The 15,416-nt window shown below is 69.4% G+C and carries 15 protein-coding genes; 7 read left to right on the top strand and 8 right to left on the bottom strand.

Translation table 11 applies throughout. The features are described 5' to 3' along the window. The first annotated feature begins 110 nt into the window (after positions 1 to 110). From CDA09_RS00315 to CDA09_RS00305, 3 genes are read left to right on the top strand one after another with little or no spacing between them, the layout of a single operon-like run. Entirely contained in the window at positions 111 to 950 is an 840-nt protein-coding gene (locus CDA09_RS00315; protein ID WP_121426797.1) for a formate dehydrogenase accessory sulfurtransferase FdhD, read from the top strand. Further along, the gene (mobA, locus tag CDA09_RS00310) at positions 947 to 1,531 is read left to right on the top strand and encodes a molybdenum cofactor guanylyltransferase MobA (protein ID WP_121426796.1); all 585 of its coding nucleotides are present in this window, start codon (positions 947 to 949) and stop codon (positions 1,529 to 1,531) included. Before CDA09_RS00315 ends, mobA begins: the two co-directional genes overlap by 4 nt. After that, positions 1,528 to 2,451 carry a substrate-binding domain-containing protein gene (locus CDA09_RS00305; RefSeq protein WP_121426795.1) on the top strand — a complete coding sequence of 308 codons (924 nt, stop codon included), beginning with the start codon at positions 1,528 to 1,530 and terminating at the stop codon, positions 2,449 to 2,451. The genes mobA and CDA09_RS00305 overlap by 4 nt, the downstream gene beginning before the upstream one ends. A gap of 36 nt (positions 2,452 to 2,487) precedes the next feature. Here the strand turns inward: CDA09_RS00305 and CDA09_RS00300 are convergent, their stop codons facing one another. The 8 genes from CDA09_RS00300 to def all read right to left on the bottom strand — a co-directional run bounded on the left by CDA09_RS00300 (position 2,488) and on the right by def (position 9,876). Continuing rightward, positions 2,488 to 2,685, bottom strand: coding sequence for a BrnA antitoxin family protein (locus CDA09_RS00300; protein WP_286164317.1), 198 nt, complete (start codon positions 2,683 to 2,685; stop codon positions 2,488 to 2,490). A gap of 64 nt (positions 2,686 to 2,749) precedes the next feature. Continuing rightward, positions 2,750 to 3,091, bottom strand: coding sequence for a BrnT family toxin (locus CDA09_RS00295; protein WP_121430662.1), 342 nt, complete (start codon positions 3,089 to 3,091; stop codon positions 2,750 to 2,752). Positions 3,092 to 3,336: 245 nt separating this feature from the next. Next, a complete protein-coding gene (gene mobB, locus CDA09_RS00290; protein WP_121426793.1) occupies positions 3,337 to 3,846 on the bottom strand; it encodes a molybdopterin-guanine dinucleotide biosynthesis protein B in 510 nt (169 codons plus the stop codon). Between the two features lie 34 nt (positions 3,847 to 3,880). Beyond that, positions 3,881 to 5,266, bottom strand: a complete 1,386-nt coding sequence (locus tag CDA09_RS00285; RefSeq protein ID WP_121426792.1) for a sigma-54-dependent transcriptional regulator — start codon at positions 5,264 to 5,266, stop codon at positions 3,881 to 3,883. Positions 5,267 to 5,362: 96 nt separating this feature from the next. After that, the gene (locus CDA09_RS00280) at positions 5,363 to 7,465 is read right to left on the bottom strand and encodes a sensor histidine kinase (protein ID WP_121426791.1); all 2,103 of its coding nucleotides are present in this window, start codon (positions 7,463 to 7,465) and stop codon (positions 5,363 to 5,365) included. A 10-nt stretch (positions 7,466 to 7,475) separates the two neighbouring features. Continuing rightward, a complete protein-coding gene (gene htpX, locus CDA09_RS00275) occupies positions 7,476 to 8,324 on the bottom strand; it encodes a zinc metalloprotease HtpX (RefSeq protein WP_121426790.1) in 849 nt (282 codons plus the stop codon). Between the two features lie 98 nt (positions 8,325 to 8,422). Beyond that, positions 8,423 to 9,376: a methionyl-tRNA formyltransferase gene (gene fmt, locus CDA09_RS00270; RefSeq protein ID WP_121426789.1), complete on the bottom strand. Its 954-nt coding sequence runs from the start codon at positions 9,374 to 9,376 to the stop codon at positions 8,423 to 8,425. Further along, positions 9,373 to 9,876 carry a peptide deformylase gene (def, locus tag CDA09_RS00265; protein WP_121426788.1) on the bottom strand — a complete coding sequence of 168 codons (504 nt, stop codon included), beginning with the start codon at positions 9,874 to 9,876 and terminating at the stop codon, positions 9,373 to 9,375. Before def ends, fmt begins: the two co-directional genes overlap by 4 nt. Before the next feature lie 161 nt (positions 9,877 to 10,037). Between def and CDA09_RS00260 the strand changes: the two genes are divergently transcribed. The 4 genes from CDA09_RS00260 to CDA09_RS00245 all read left to right on the top strand — a co-directional run bounded on the left by CDA09_RS00260 (position 10,038) and on the right by CDA09_RS00245 (position 15,411). After that, a complete protein-coding gene (locus CDA09_RS00260) occupies positions 10,038 to 11,063 on the top strand; it encodes a LysM peptidoglycan-binding domain-containing protein (RefSeq protein WP_121426787.1) in 1,026 nt (341 codons plus the stop codon). An 11-nt stretch (positions 11,064 to 11,074) separates the two neighbouring features. Continuing rightward, positions 11,075 to 12,235 carry a DNA-processing protein DprA gene (gene dprA, locus CDA09_RS00255; protein WP_121426786.1) on the top strand — a complete coding sequence of 387 codons (1,161 nt, stop codon included), beginning with the start codon at positions 11,075 to 11,077 and terminating at the stop codon, positions 12,233 to 12,235. A gap of 17 nt (positions 12,236 to 12,252) precedes the next feature. Further along, on the top strand, positions 12,253 to 12,720 hold the full coding sequence (locus tag CDA09_RS00250; protein WP_121426785.1) for a Smg family protein: 468 nt from the start codon (positions 12,253 to 12,255) through the stop codon (positions 12,718 to 12,720). A 105-nt stretch (positions 12,721 to 12,825) separates the two neighbouring features. After that, positions 12,826 to 15,411, top strand: a complete 2,586-nt coding sequence (locus CDA09_RS00245) for a DNA topoisomerase III (RefSeq protein WP_121426784.1) — start codon at positions 12,826 to 12,828, stop codon at positions 15,409 to 15,411. Positions 15,412 to 15,416 lie beyond the last annotated feature (5 nt).

The raw sequence follows: 15,416 nt of genomic DNA, 5'->3' as shown, positions 1-15,416 counted from the left end.
CCCTCATAGGATAGGCGAAGCCGCGACGCCGGGCGACCCGCGCGCCGCGGCCCTTGGCGAACATGCGGCCCGCCACACTAGAATACCGGCCAAACCTTCCTGCGACCTCCATGCCCCCAGCCCCCGACACGCCGCGCCGCCCGCTGCTGAGCCACGCGAGCCATCCCCTGACGGTGACCATCCCGGCCGTCAACGAACTCGGCGAAGCGGTGCCGACGCCGATCGCCGGCGAGTTCCCGCTGACGATCTACGTCGACCGCCGCGAGATCGTCACGCTGATGACGCTGGGCGCCGCGCCCGAGGCGCTCACGATCGGCTGGCTGCGCAACCAGCGCCTCGTCGCGAGCCTCGACGACATCGAATCCGTGCAGGTCGACTGGGAGGTCAACGCCGTCGCGGTGACCACGCGCCACGGCCTCATCGACGCCGAGGAACGCCTCGGCAGCCGCACCGTCACCACCGGCTGCGGCCAGGGCACGGTGTTCGGCGGCCTGATGGACGAGATCGACGCGATCCGCCTGCCGGCCGAGCGCCGCCTGTCGCAGGCGACGCTGTACGCGCTGATGGACGCGGTGCGCGTGCACGAATCGATCTACAAGCAGGCCGGCGCCGTGCATGGCTGCGCGCTCGCAGCGCCGGGCGCGGGCGGCGGCTGCGAGATCCTGATGTTCGTCGAGGACGTCGGCCGCCACAACGCCGTCGACGCGATCGCCGGCCAGATGTGGCTCGACGGCCTCGACGGCGGCGACAAGATCTTCTACACGACCGGCCGACTCACGTCCGAGATGGTCATCAAGACCGCGCAGATGGGCATCCCCTTCCTCGTCTCGCGCTCCGGCCTCACGCAGATGGGCTGGGAGATCGCGCGCCGAATCGGGCTCACGATGATCGGGCGCGCGCAGGGCAAGCACTACCTCCTATTCACCGGCGAGGAGCGGTTCACGCGATGAACGCGAGAGAGAAAATCACCGGCGTGATCCTCGCCGGCGGGCAGGGGCGCCGCATGGGCAGCGTCGACAAGGGTCTGGTCGAGCTGCGCGGGCGACCGATGGCCGAATGGGTGATCGAACGCTTCGGCCCGCAGGTCGATGAGCTCATCATCAACGCCAACCAGAACGCCGAACGCTACGCCGCCTTCGGCCATCCCGTGTTCCCCGACGACATCGGCGGCTTCGCCGGCCCGCTCGCGGGCCTGCACGCGGCGCTGTCGCGCGCCCGGCATCCGCTCGTCGCAACCGCGCCCTGCGATTCGCCCTTCCTGCCGCAGGACCTCGTCGAACGCCTGCATCGCGGCCTCGCCGAAGCCGGCGCCGAGCTCGCCGTCGCGCGCACCTTCGACCAGCCGCACCCGGTGTTCTGCCTGTGCCGGCGCGACGTGCTGCCGCACCTCGACGAATTCCTCGCCGGCGGCGGGCGCAAGATCGACTTCTGGTATGCGACGCTGAAGATCGTCGAAGTGCGCTTCGACGACGAGGAAGCCGCGTTCCGCAACATCAACACGCGCGACGAGCTCAACGACGTCGAGAAATGAGCGCCCCCGAGCCGCCGGTCGTCGCCCCCCTTGCGCCGGAGAGCCCCTGCCTCACCGCGAAGCAGGCAGCGGCCTACCTGCACCTCAACGAGAAGAAGCTGTACGAACTCGCCAACAGCGGCGAAGTCCCGGCCGCGCGCGTCGGCGGCAAGTGGCTCTTCCCGCGCCGGCTGCTCGACGAATGGCTGCTCGAACAGGCGCACGGCGGCGTACTCACCGACCGCCTGCTGATCGCCGGCGGCGATGACCCATTGCTCGCCGCGGCCGTGCGGCTGCTCGCCACCGAACTGGGCGCCGAGGCCTTCGTCGCCTACAGCCCGACCGCGACCCTGACCGGCCTCGAACAGCTCGCCCGCCGCCGCGTCGATCTCAGCGCCGTGCATTGGGGCGGCGCCGAACACAGCCTCGCCCAGCATGCGACGCTGCTGCGCGCCCATCCCGGCCACGCCCGCTGGACGCTGGTGCGCCTCGGCCTGCGCGAGCAAGGCGTGCTGCTGCGCCCCGGGCTCGGCATCGACCAGCTCGAAACCCTGGTCGCCTTCGACGTGCGCTGGGCGATGCGCGGCGCGGGATCGGGCGCCGGCCACTTCCTCGCCTCGGCGCTGCGCGCGCGCGGACTGCATGCCGACGACTGCAGCGCCGTCGCAACCGCCGCCGGCGAACGCGAGGCCGCGGCCCTGCTCCTGCACGACGGCGCCGACTGCACGCCCGGCACGCGCGCGACCGCCGCCGAATTCGGCCTCGACTTCCTGCCGCTCGGCTGGGAAGCGCTGGACCTCGCGCTGCCGAAGGAAATCTACTTCCGCCACCTCTTCCAGCGCCTGCTCGCGCGGCTGGGCAGCGCGGAGCTCGGCGAGCTCGCGCGGCAGCTCGGCGGCTACGAGCTCACGACGCTGGGACAGGTATCACCACTGGATTGAGCGCAGCTCCGCCCGAAAGCGACGGGCATCGACCGGTCACGTCGGCGTGTGCGTTCTAAGCCAGTCGCGCAGCGCCGCGTTCATGCGTGTCTGCCAGCCCGGCCCGCTGGCGCGGAAGACCGCGAGGATGTCGCGGTCGAGACGGATGGTCGTCGACTCCTTGTCGCTGCCCGCCGGCCGACCGCGCCGTCTGCGATAGGCCGCGATGCCCGCCTGCATCTCTTCGCGCGTCAACGGCCTTTCGTCCTCGTTCTCACCGTCCCACGCGTAGGGCGCGGCGGCGCGAAGCTTCGCCGCATCAGTCTTGCTCTCGCCCCGCGCGCGCCCGGCCCGCATCCGGGCAATCGTCGTCGAAGTCGTTTTCGAGCCAGTCATGATAGGCGCTCCTTTCCTCTTCACTCGCCGGGCGGAAACTGACGATCCGCAAGGCATTGCCACGCTCGACAGGCACCACCGTCAGGACTGCCAGGACATCGAATACATAGGCGAACGACTGAGTCCTGCACTCTCCGCTGCGCACACTCTCCACGTCCAGGCGATAGGGGCTCTCCAGCACCAGAACCGCATCGAGGAAATCGAGGCCGTGCTTGTCCAGGTTGCCTTCCTGCTTGACCTCGTCCCAGACGATGCGCGTGCTCATATTTATTGTGGTAACGATAATTGCCCGGGTCAAGAATTTTCGTTACTACGCAAAATTTGCTCGCGCGCTGGGTTGGTCCAGCCATGATGATAACTCCATTGTCATTATATTTCAGCGTTAAAATGACAATGAAATCAACAGGCCGGCGTCGCTACGACGGGAAACGCCGGCTGCATTGATCTCCAGGCCCACAAGCACCGAGGGCGCCCGGCAGGCGCCCCCGTCGTCACTCCGCTCCGAGCGTTCTATGGCTGTACCGCCGCCATCCTGAACGCGTAATCGACGACGAAATCCGCGACCGCCTGCGCATCGTTGATGTCCAGCTGCGGCAGCGCGGTATCGAGTTTGACGTCGGTCGCGACGGCGACGACGTGCGGGTCCTTCAGGTAGAACGGCGCCTCGCGCACCACGGTGCGGCGCACCTCGATCTTGGGGATCGCCGCGTGCTTGAAGCCCTCCACCAGCACCAGGTCGCAGGGTGAAAGCTGCAGCAGCAGCGCTTCCAGGGACATCTCGGCGTCGCCGCGCAGCTCGTGTATCAGCGACCAGCGCCGCTCCGAGCTGATCAGCACCTCGCGGCAGCCCGCCTCGCGGTGGCGCCACGAGTCCTTGCCCTCGTGGTCGATGTCGAACGTGTGGTGCGCGTGCTTGATCAGCGACACCTCGAGCCCGCGCCCGGCGAGCACCGCGACGACCTTCTCGATCAGCGAAGTCTTGCCGCTGCCGGACCAGCCGGCGAATCCGATCACTTTCAATGGTCTGTCCTGTCTCACGGGCGTCGGTGCGCGCTCACGCGACCGACTCGCCCCACTCCGCGCACTTGCGCTCCAGCGTCTTGCGCGACACCCCCAGGCGCCGCGCGGCTTCCGACTTGTTGCCGCCGCAGGCGTCGAGCATCCTGAGGATGTGGCGCTTCTCGACCTCGCCGAGCGGCAGATCGACCCCGCTGAAGGTGTCGCTGCGCGCCGCGAGCGTCTCGACCGGGAAACCGTCGAGGATCAGCGAACGCTCGACGAAGTTGCGCAGCTCGCGCACGTTGCCCGGCCAGCCATAGGCCGTGAGGCGGGCGAGCAGGGTCTGCGTGATCGCCAGCGGCGCGACGCCCAGCTGCGCGGTCAGCAGGTTCATGAAATGGCGCATCAGGTCGGGAATGTCCTCGGCGCGCTCGCGTAGCGGCGGGATCTCGATGTCGACGACGGCGAGGCGGAAGTACAGGTCCTGGCGGAAGCGCCCGGCCGCGACCTCGGCCGCGAGATCGCGGTTCGACGCGGCGATGATGCGCACATCCACCGGCACTTCGCGCTCGGAACCGACCGGCCGCAGCCGGCGCTCCTCGAGCACGCGCAGCAGGCGCGTCTGCAGCGGAAGCGGCAGTTCGCTGATCTCGTCGAGGAACAGCGTGCCGCCGTGCGCGTAGTAGAACAGGCCGTTGCGGCTCTCGGTCGCGCCGGTGAAGGCGCCCTTCACGTGACCGAAGAGCTCGCTCTCGATCAGCTCGGCGGCGATCGCCGGACAATTCACCGGCACGAAGGGGCGCTGCGCGCGCGGGCTCATGCGATGCAGCGCGCGCGCGGCGACTTCCTTGCCGGTGCCCGATTCGCCCAGCAGCAGCACGGTGCTGGCAGTCTGCGCGACGCGCCGCAGCACCGCGCGCAGGTTCTCCATCACCGCCGAGTGCCCGACCAGGCCGTCGACTTCCACCGACAGGCCCGCCAGCTCGCGGCGGAGGATGAAGTTCTCGCGCGCGAGGTGGGCGCGCTGGAAGCAGTTCTTGATCGCGTTGAGGATCTGGTCGACGCGGAAAGGCTTGAGGATGAAGTCCGATGCGCCGCCGCGCAGCGCGTTGATCGCGGTGTCGAGGTCGGCGAAGGCGGTGATCAGGATCACGTCGCCCGCGAAGCCCGCTTCGCGCAGCTCGTGCAGCCAGTCGAGGCCGGATTTGCCCGGCAGCGCGATGTCGAGGATCAGCAGGTCGAAGTGCACGCGCGCCATCAGGCGCATCGCATGTTCCGCATCCGGCGCCGTCTCGACCAGCCCGCAGCGCGGCTTCAATGCGCGCTCGAGAAAGCTGCGCATTCCCTCCTCGTCGTCGACGATCAGGATGGAATGCGCCTGCCAGTTGAATTCCGGAGTGCCGGCAGGGCTCGGCGCCCCATCCTCGCGCTCGTGCTGCATGAATGTCCTTTTCATATCCGGTGGCGCGCGCCCCTTCTGCGTGGCCTGACTTCCGATGATAACCGACTCCCTGCGCACGGGGCGCCGAATAAGGGTTTACCAACGTTTCAGGAAACCCGGCGCACTAGGCGTTTCGTCGTAGCGCGCGACGTGCCGCAGCCACAGCGTGAACACGCTGCCCTCGCCCGGGCGGCTCTCGACGGTGATGCGTCCGCCATAGCGCTCGACGATCGTGTAGCTGATCGACAGCCCGAGCCCGGTCCCGCTGCCCTTCTTGGTGGTGAAGAAGGGGTCGAAGATGCGCGACAGGTCCTCGGGCGCGATGCCCGCGCCGGTATCGCGCACCGCGATCGTGACGCCGGTCGGCACGCCGTCCTCGCGCCAGTCGTCGCTCGCGATCGCGAGCCGGCCGCCGTCGGGCATCGCCTGCGCGGCATTGACGATGAGGTTGATCAGCACCTGCTGCAGCTCGCTGCGGTTGATCTCGATGTGCACCGTCGCCCGGTAGTCGGTCACGACCCCGATCGCGCGGCGGTCGAAGTTGTGCTGCGTCAGGAACAGGCAGTCGGCGACCACCTCGTTCACCTCCACCGCCTCCGCATAGCCCGCGAACTCGCCGGGGCGCGCGAACTGCAGCAGCTTGGTGACGATCTGGCGGATGCGGTCGGCCTGCTGATGGATCAGGCGGATCTCCTGGCGCACGGGCTCGGCGGCCGGTCCCAGCAGGTCACGCAGCACGTCGAGGTTGCCCTGGATCACCGCGACCGGATTGTTGATCTCGTGCGCGACGCCCGCCGTCAGCTCGCCGATCGCCGCGAGCTTCTCGCTCATCACCAGCTGCTGCTGCGCACGCCGCAGCATCTCGTTCGCCTCGCGCAGTTCCACGGTGCGCTCGGCGACCTTGCGATCGAGCTCCTCCGCCCAGCGCTCCAGTTCCTCGCGCTTGGCCGACAGCGTGTCGAGCAGGTGGTCGAATTCGCCCGCGAGCCGCCCCAGCTCGTCGCGGCTCTCCACCGCGCCGACGCGTGCATCGGCCTCGCCCTGTGCGGCGCGCTGGATCACCGCGTTCATGCGCTCGATCGGCCGGAACACGCTGCGCGCCCAGCGCAGGCTGAGCACCGCGCCGGCCGCGCTGATCACGATGAACAGCACGAACAGCGCCCCCATCGCCATGCGGCCGGCGTCGCGGAAGGGCGCTTCGAGGAAGCCCACGTACAGCATGCCGATGCGCTCGCCGCGACCGTTCGCGATCGGCTCGTAGCCCGACACGTAGTCGTCATTGACGACGAAGGCCGTGCCGAGCCAGGTCTCGCCGCGCCCCAGCACGCGCTCGCGCACCGCCTGCGACACGCGCGTCCCGAGCGCCCGCGTGTCGCCGAACAGGCGCACGTTGGTCGCGATGCGGGTGTCGTCGAGGAACAACGTGGCCGTCCCGCGGCTGCCGAGCGGCAGCGAGCCGTCGCGATAGACGATGGCGTTGATGCGGTCGACCATCTCGAGATTGCCATTGAGCAGCACGCCGCCTTCGAGCACGCCCACGAGGTTGCGCTTGTCGTCATACACCGGTGCGGCAGCGTGGATCACCAGCCCGCGGCCCTCCGCGGTACGCGCATCGGGTGCGGCGGCGCGCGTTTCCACCAGCGGCAGCCAGGCGCGCTCGCGCAGGGCCGGAGACAGATATTGGAGCGCATCGACGGAGAATCGTTCGACCGTCGTCAGCGCCGCACCACGCAGCGCGGACGCGACGACCGGCCAGTCGACACGCGGCGCCGGCTCGCCCGCCAGCGCCTGCGAGGCCGCCACCGGGCGCCCCTCGCGATCGAGCAGCAGCAGGAAATCGAGCCGCCGGGCGGGCGCCAGCTCCGCGAGCAGCACCGACGTCGCGGACGACGGCGCGCCGAGCTGCCGGATCAGGCGGTGCGACTCGGCGAGCGCCTGCACTTCGCTGCCGACGCCGATGCGCACGCGGTCGAAATACTCGTGCGCAGTGACGAGATCGGACCCGATCTTGAAGTTCAGGAGGCGTCCGTAGGCCTCGCTGCCCCAGGTCCACACCAGGCCCAGCAGCACCGGCACCCCGGCGAGCAGCGGGGCAAGGACGAGCGCCAGCAGCTTGGCCCGCACCGAGCGCCGCAGCGCATCGGTCCAGCGCGGGCGGCGCGACGCTCCGGAATGCGCGGCACGGCTCGACGCCGGCAAAGGGCGCGCCTTAGCGGGCGACCATCATCTCGCGCAGGCGGGCGACACGCTCCTGCGTCGACGGGTGGGTCGAGAACAGCCCGCGCAGGCCTTCGCCCGACAGCGGGTTCATGATCATCATCTGCGCCGTCTCCGGATGCGCCTCGGCGGTGTGCATCGGGATGCCGCGCGCGTAGGCGTCGATCTTCGTGAGCGCGCTCGCGAGCGCCTCGGGGTCGCCCGAGATCTCCGCGCCGCCGCGGTCCGCGCCGAATTCGCGCGTGCGCGAGATCGCCATCTGGATGATCATCGCCGCCAGCGGCGCGAGGATCATCACGAGGATCGCCAGCACCGGGTTCGGCCGCTCGTCGTCGCGGCTGCCGCCGAAGAACATGCCGAACTGCGCCAGCATCGAGATCGCGCCCGCCACCGTCGCCGAGATCGTCGAGATCAGGATGTCGCGGTGCTGCACGTGCGCCAGCTCGTGCGCCATCACGCCGCGCAGCTCGCGCTCGGACAGCATGCGGATGATGCCGCTGGTCGCCGCGACTGCCGCGTGCTCCGGGTTGCGCCCGGTCGCGAACGCGTTGGGCTGCTCCTCGTCGATGATATACACTCTGGGCATCGGCAGGCCGCCGCGCTGCGCGAGGCCCTGCACCATGTTGTACAGGTAGGGCGAGCTGGTCGCATCGACTTCGCGCGCGTTGTACATGCGCAGCACCATCTTGTCGGAGAACCAGTAGGCCCACACGTTCATCGCGCCGCCGAACGCCAGCGCCAGCAGCATGCCCTGCCTGCCGCCGAGCATGCCCCCCACGGCACCGAACAGGGCGACGATGCCTGCCATCAGGATCGAGGTCTTGAGCCAGTTGCCGAACATGTGCGTGATTCCTTCCTCAGTGAATGGGCTTGTAGCACCCCAGATGGGGCCGAACGCGCCTGAATCAACCGGCAGGCCGCGCCGGGAGTCGAAATGGCTCAGGCCGCGACGGCGTCGAAGCGTTCGCCTGCACTGACCGGGAAGCCGCGCAGAAATTCCCCGGCCGGCATGCGCCGGCTGCCGGGTTTCTGCAGCTCGACGAGGCGCAGCGCGCCCGCGCCGCACGCGACGACGACGCCCGACGCGTCCGCCGACAGCACCGTGCCCGGCGCGCCCGTTCCCGCGCCAGGCTCCGCGCGCCACACCTTCACCGGCACGTCGCGCAGTGTCCCGACCGCGCCCGGGAAAGGATTGAAGGCGCGCACCGCCCGCGCGATCTCCAGCGCCGGCCGGCGCCAGTCGATCGCGGCCTCGGCCTTGCCGATCTTCGCCGCATAGGTCACACCGGCCTCCGGCTGCGGCTCGGGCGTCAGCTCACCCTGCGGCAGCGCATGCAGCGCCGCGACAACCATCTCCGCGCCCAGCGCGGCAAGGCGGTCATGCAGCGTCGCGGTCGTGTCCTCGGGCGCGATCGCCAGCGCACGCTTCATCAGCATCGCGCCGGTGTCGAGGCCCGCGTCCATCTGCATGATCGTGATGCCGGTCTCCGCATCGCCCGCCTCGATCGCGCGATGGATCGGCGCGGCGCCGCGCCAGCGCGGCAGCAGCGACGCGTGGATGTTGATGCAGCCCAGGAGGCGCGGCAGCCCGAGCACCGCTGGCGGCAGCAGCAGGCCGTAGGCCGCGACGACGAGGATGTCCGGCGCACACGCGGCGAGCGCCGCGCGCTGTTCCTCGGTGCGCAGCTTCTCGGGCTGGTCGACGGCGATGCCGTGCGCCAGCGCCACCTGCTTCACCGCACTCGCGGTGAGTTTCATGCCGCGCCCGGCGGGGCGGTCGGGCTGCGTCAGCACCAGCGGCACCTCGAAACCCGCGGCGAGGATCGCTTCCAGCGCCGCGGCGGCGAACTCCGGCGTGCCCGCGAAGGCGACGCGCAAGGGTGCGGCGCTCACGCGGTGATCCGCGCTTTCTTCGCCAGCCGCGTCTTGATGCGGTTGAGCTTGAGCGGCGACAGGTACTCGACGAAGACCTTGCCTTCGAGGTGATCGAGCTCGTGCTGGATGCATACCGCCAGCAGGCCGTCGGCCTCCAGCTCGAAAGCCTGGCCGTCGGCATCGAGTGCCTTCACGCGCACGCGCTCGGCGCGGCGCACGCTCTCGTAGATGCCGGGCACCGACAGGCAGCCTTCCTCGCCGACGTGCTCGCCGGACTTCTCGAGGATCTCGGCGTTGATGAAGACGCGCAGGTCGGAGCGGTCCTCGCTGACGTCGATCACGACCACGCGCTGGTGTACGTCGACCTGCGTCGCGGCGAGCCCGATGCCGGGCGCCTCGTACATCGTCTCGGCCATGTCCTTGACGAGCTGGCGGATCGACTCGTCCACCTGCGCGACCGCAGCGGCGCGTTTGTGCAGGCGGGGGTCGGGATAACGGAGGATCGGTAATAGCGCCATAAATGCTTGCCGGGTTAAGTCATTACGTGCAGAATTTCAAGTGCTTTGGCATGCTGTCGGGGTCGTCCCGGCATTCGAATCGACTCTGCGGATTGGATCCTCGGCCATCGGGAGGCGTTCCGACAGCGAGAAATCCGGCCCGTCCCAATCGGAAGCGAGCGATGACCCGCATTATATTCCCTCTCCTCTTCAGCGTTGCGACCCTTCTCGGCACGCCCGCCCTCGCAGCCCCGGCCGCCCTCGCCGACGACGCGCCCGACAGCCATACCGTCGTGCGCGGCGACACGCTGTGGGGCATTTCCGGGAAATTCCTCAAGGAACCCTGGCGCTGGCCCGAAGTCTGGCGCCTCAACCGCGAACAGATCCGCAACCCGCACCTGATCTACCCCGGCCAGGTCATCGTGCTCGACCGCAGCGGTCCCTATCTCTCGATCGGCCGCCGCGTCGGCGACCAGAAGCTGGAGCCGCAGGTCTATCAGGAAGACCTCAAGGATGCCATCTCCAGCATCCCCACGCAGGACATCGAGCCCTTCCTGACGAAGCCGCTGGTCATCGACGAAGCGCGGCTGGCCGACGCCGGCACCGTGGTCGCGACCGAGACCAGCCGGGTCTTCATGGGACCGGGCGACACGATCTTCGCCAAGAACATCCGGGAAGACCAGAAGGTGTGGCAGGTCCTGCGTCCGGCCAAACCGCTGGTCGATCCGGTGACCGGGGAAGTGCTCGGCTACGAGGCCGCCTATCTCGGCGCCGCGCGCGTCACCGCGAACGGCACGCCCGCCACGCTCGAGATTCTCAGCGCGGTCGAAGAGATCGGCACCGGCGACCGCCTCGTCGCCAGCGACAAGCCCGAAGTCTTCTCGTTCGTGCCGCACGCGCCGGTGGCCGACGTCGCCGGGCGCCTGATCGGCATCTACCGCGGCGTCTCCGAAACGGGGCGCAACCACGTCGTCACGCTCAACGTCGGCACCCGCGAAGGCGTCGATCGCGGCACCGTGCTGGCGCTGCACCGCAACCGCGGTTCGGTTGTCTACAAGGATGACGACGGCAACAAGGAATCCTTCGTGCTGCCGGAAAAGCGCTATGGCCTCGCCTTCGTGTTCCGTGTCTTCAACCGCGTGTCCTACGCGCTGGTGATGGAAACCGACGGCCAGGTCGCGGTCGGCGACAGCGTGCGCAAGCCCTGACGGGCGCTCGCGTGGAGGACGATCTCGCCGCCTGGCTGCGGCTGACCCTCCTCCCCGGCATCGGCCCCGAACGGCAGCGCAGCCTGCTCGCGGCCTTCGGGCTGCCCGGGCGGATCTTCGCCGCCGGGCGCAGCGCGATCACGGCGGTCGTCGGCGCGGAAACAGCCGACCTGCTGCTCGCCGCCCCCGAGCAGGCGCGCCTCGACGCGGCCCTCGCGTGGGCGGCCGAACCCGGCAACCACGTCCTCACGCTCGCCGACGCCGCCTACCCGCGCGGCCTGCTCGAGATCCCCGATCCGCCGGTCCTCCTGTACGTGAAAGGCGATCCGGCGCTGCTGTCTTCGCCCGCGCTCGCGATCGTCGGCGCCCGCTCCGCGACGCCGGGCGGCGTCGCCAATGCCCAGGCCTTCGCCGAAAGCCTCGCCGCGGCCGGGCTCACGATCGTCAGCGGGCTCGCCCTCGGCATCGACGCGGCCGCGCACCAGGGCGCCCTCGCGCACGAAAACGGCAGGACGATTGCGGTCATCGGCACGGGCGCCGACCGTGTCTATCCTGCGCGCCATCAGCCGCTCGCCCGCGAGATCGCGCGGCAGGGCGCCATCGTCAGCGAACTGCCGCTCGGCACGCCCGCGCTGCCGCACAACTTCCCGCGCCGCAACCGCCTCATCGCGGGCCTGTCGCGCGGCGTGCTGGTCGTCGAGGCGGCGGTCGGCAGCGGCTCGCTGATCACGGCGCGCCTCGCGACCGACTGCGGCCGCGAGGTGTTCGCGATCCCCGGCTCCATCCACTCGCCGCTCGCGCGCGGCTGCCACCGCCTGATCCGCGACGGTGCCAAGCTGGTCGAGACCGCGGCCGACGTGCTCGACGAACTCGCCTGGGGCCGGCCGGCTGCCGCTCCCGCCGCACCGCCGCCCGCGCGCGGCACGGCGCGGGGACGCAGCCGCGCGGCGGGCGCCGCGTCGCAGGCGCTGTTCGCCCCGCCCGAACCCGAGACGGACCTTCCGCCCGAGCACGCCGCCGTGCTCGCCGCGCTGGGCCACGACCCGCTGGACGTCGACAGCCTGGCGGCACGCAGCGGCTTGACGCTCGATGCGCTCTACGCCATTCTGCTGACACTGGAACTCGACGGGCGAGTCAGCCGACTTCCCGGCGGACGCTTCCAGCGCCATTGACCTGCCGGTGTGCCGCCATGTTCGACATCCTTGTATATCTCTTCGAGAACTACGTTCACGCCACCGCCTGCCCCGAAATCGACCAGCTCGCCCGCAAGCTCTCGGCGGCCGGTTTCGAGGAGGATGAAATCACCGAGGCCCTCGACTGGCTCTCGGGCCTGCGCAGCATTTCCGACGCCTCGCCGCTCGCGACGACGCCCGCCCCGGGCGCCTTCCGCATCTATGCGGCCGAGGAGGAAGCGCGGCTGAACGCCGAATGCCGCGGTTTTCTCGCCTTCCTCGAAGGCGCCGGCGCGCTCGACGCCGCGACGCGCGAGATCATCATCGAACGCACCCTCGCGCTGAGCGGATTGAGCGTCAGCGTCGCGCGGCTCAAGGTGATCGTGCTGATGGTGCTGTGGCAGCGCGAACTGCCGCTCGACAGCCTGATCATCGACGAACTGCTCGGCGAAGAAGGCGAAGAAGCGGGGCAATTGCCGAACTAGGCGCGCCCGCTGCGCTTGCGCCCTTGACGGCGCGCTGCTTATCATGCGCCGCTCGATCACCCCATACATGAAAGCCCCCAGGGCTTTCCAAGGCGGCCAAGCGGCATGAGCAAGCAACTGATCATCGCGGAGAAACCATCGGTCGCGCAGGACATCGCCCGCGCACTCGGCGGCTTCACGAAGGAAAAGGACTACTTCGAGTCGGACGACTACGTGCTGTCCTCGGCCGTCGGCCACCTGCTCGAGCTGGTCGTGCCGGACGAATACGAAGTCAAGCGCGGCAAATGGACTTTCGCCCACCTGCCGGTGATCCCGCCGCAGTTCGCGCTGAAACCCATCGAGAAGACCGACGACCGCCTGAAGCTACTGACGCGGCTAATCAAGCGCAAGGACGTCACCGGCCTCGTCAATGCCTGCGACGCGGGCCGCGAGGGCGAGCTGATCTTCAACTTCATCGCGCAGCACGCGAAGACCGACAAGCCGGTGCGCCGCCTGTGGCTGCAGTCGATGACGGCCAACGCGATCCGCGAGGGCTTCGCCCACCTGCGCGCCGCGCAGGACGTCGAGGGCCTGCGCCAGGCCGCGGTGTGCCGCGCCGAGAGCGACTGGCTGATCGGCATCAACGGCACGCGCGCGATGACCGCGTTCAACTCCAAGACCGGCGGCTTCCACCTGACCACGGTCGGGCGCGTGCAGACGCCCACGCTGGCGATCGTGGTCGAGCGCGAGCAGAAGATCCGCCAGTTCAAGCCGCGCGACTACTGGGAACTCGAAGCGTCCTTCGGCTGCCAGGCCGGCAGCTACGCCGGACGCTGGTTCGACGAGAAGTTCAGGAAGCCCGAGGGCGACGAGCACGCGACCGCGTTCCGCCTGTGGGACAAGTCGCGCGCCGAGGCGATCAAGGCGAAGTGCGACGGCAAGCCGGGCACGGTCAGCGAGGAATCCAAGCCGTCGACGCAGCTCTCGCCGCTGCTCTTCGACCTCACCAGCCTGCAGCGCGAGGCCAACGGCCGCTTCGGCTTCTCCGCGCGGGTGACGCTGCAGATCGCGCAGGCGCTGTACGAGAAGCACAAGGTGCTGACCTACCCGCGGACCGACGCACGCGCGCTGCCCGAGGACTACGTCGGCGCCGTGAAGGACGTGATGCGCGCGCTGCCGGACGCCTACGCGCCGTTCGCCGACGAGATCGCGAAGCAGGGCTGGGTGAAGCCCAACAAACGCATCTTCAACAACGCGAAAATCTCCGACCACTTCGCGATCATCCCGACCGGCACGCTGCCGAAGAGCCTGTCGGAAGCCGAGCACAAGATCTACGACCTGGTGACGAAGCGCTTCCTGGCGGTGTTCTACCCGGCGGCCGAATACCGCGTGACGACGCGCATCACGCGCGTCGAGGGCGAGGCCTTCAAGACCGAGGGCAAGGTGCTGGTGAACGCGGGCTGGCTCGCGGTGTACGGCAAGGAAGGCGTCAAGGACGACGACGACGACAAGAGCGGGGGCACGCAGCTGTGTGCGGTGCAGCCGAACGAGACGGTGTCGACCGACGACATCCTCGTGAAGAGCCTCGTGACCAAGCCGCCCGCGCGCTACAACGAAGCGACGCTGCTCTCCGCGATGGAAGGTGCGGGCAAGATGGTCGACGACGAGGAGTTGCGCGCGGCGATGGCCGAGCGCGGCCTCGGCACGCCGGCGACGCGCGCGCAGATCATCGAAGGGCTGATCGCCGAGCAGTACATCCATCGCGAGGGCCGCGAGCTGATCCCGAGCGCGAAGGCGTTCTCGCTGATCACGCTGCTGAAGGGCCTCGACGTCTCCGCGCTGACTTCGCCGGAGCTCACCGGTGAATGGGAGCACAAGCTCGCGCAGATGGAGCGCGGCCAGCTCTCGCGCCCCGAGTTCATGCGCGAGATCGCCGAGATGGCGCGCGAAGTGGTCGAGCGCGCCAAGCGCTACGAATCGGACACCGTGCCGGGCGACTTCGCGACGCTCGGCGCGCCGTGCCCGAAGTGCGGCGGCGTGGTGAAGGAGAACTACAAGAAGTTCGCCTGCCAGGCCTGCGACTGGAGCGCGTGGAAGATCGTCGCCGGGCGCCAGTTCGAGATCGACGAGATCGAGACGCTGCTGCGCGAGGGCCGGGTCGGCCCGCTGATGGGCTTCCGCAGCAAGATGGGGCGGCTCTTCAACGCCGAGATCCGCCTCAATGACGACAAGCAGCCCGAGTTCGACTTCGGCCAGCCGAAGGACGACGGCGAGGGTGCGGAGGCGGTCGATTTCTCCGGCCAGGAGGCGCTCGGCGCGTGCCCGAAGTGCAGCGCGTCGGTGTACGAGCACGGCATGGCCTATGTGTGCGAGAAATCGGTCGGGCCGGAAAAGTCCTGCGATTTCCGCTCGGGCAAGATCATCCTGCAGCAGCCGGTCGAGCGTGAGCAGATGACGAAGCTGCTCGCGGACGGGCGCACGGATCTCCTCAAGGGCTTCGTGTCGACGCGCACCAAGCGCAAGTTCTCGGCCTTCCTCGTGCGCGGGGCCGACGGCAAGGTCGGCTTCGAGTTCGAACCCAAGGCGCCGAAGGCCGGGGCCAAGGGCAAGGCGGGCGACGGTGCGGCCAAGGAAGGCGCGGCGGCGACGGCGGACGCCGCCGCGAAGCCGGCGGCCCGCAAGGCCAGCCCGCGGACACGCAAGGAAGCCTGAGCGCG

Source organism: Azoarcus sp. DN11 (genome assembly GCF_003628555.1).
Classification (GTDB): domain Bacteria; phylum Pseudomonadota; class Gammaproteobacteria; order Burkholderiales; family Rhodocyclaceae; genus Aromatoleum.
Note: the sequence above shows the minus strand (reverse complement) of the source record. Positions and strands in the feature narration are given on the sequence as shown.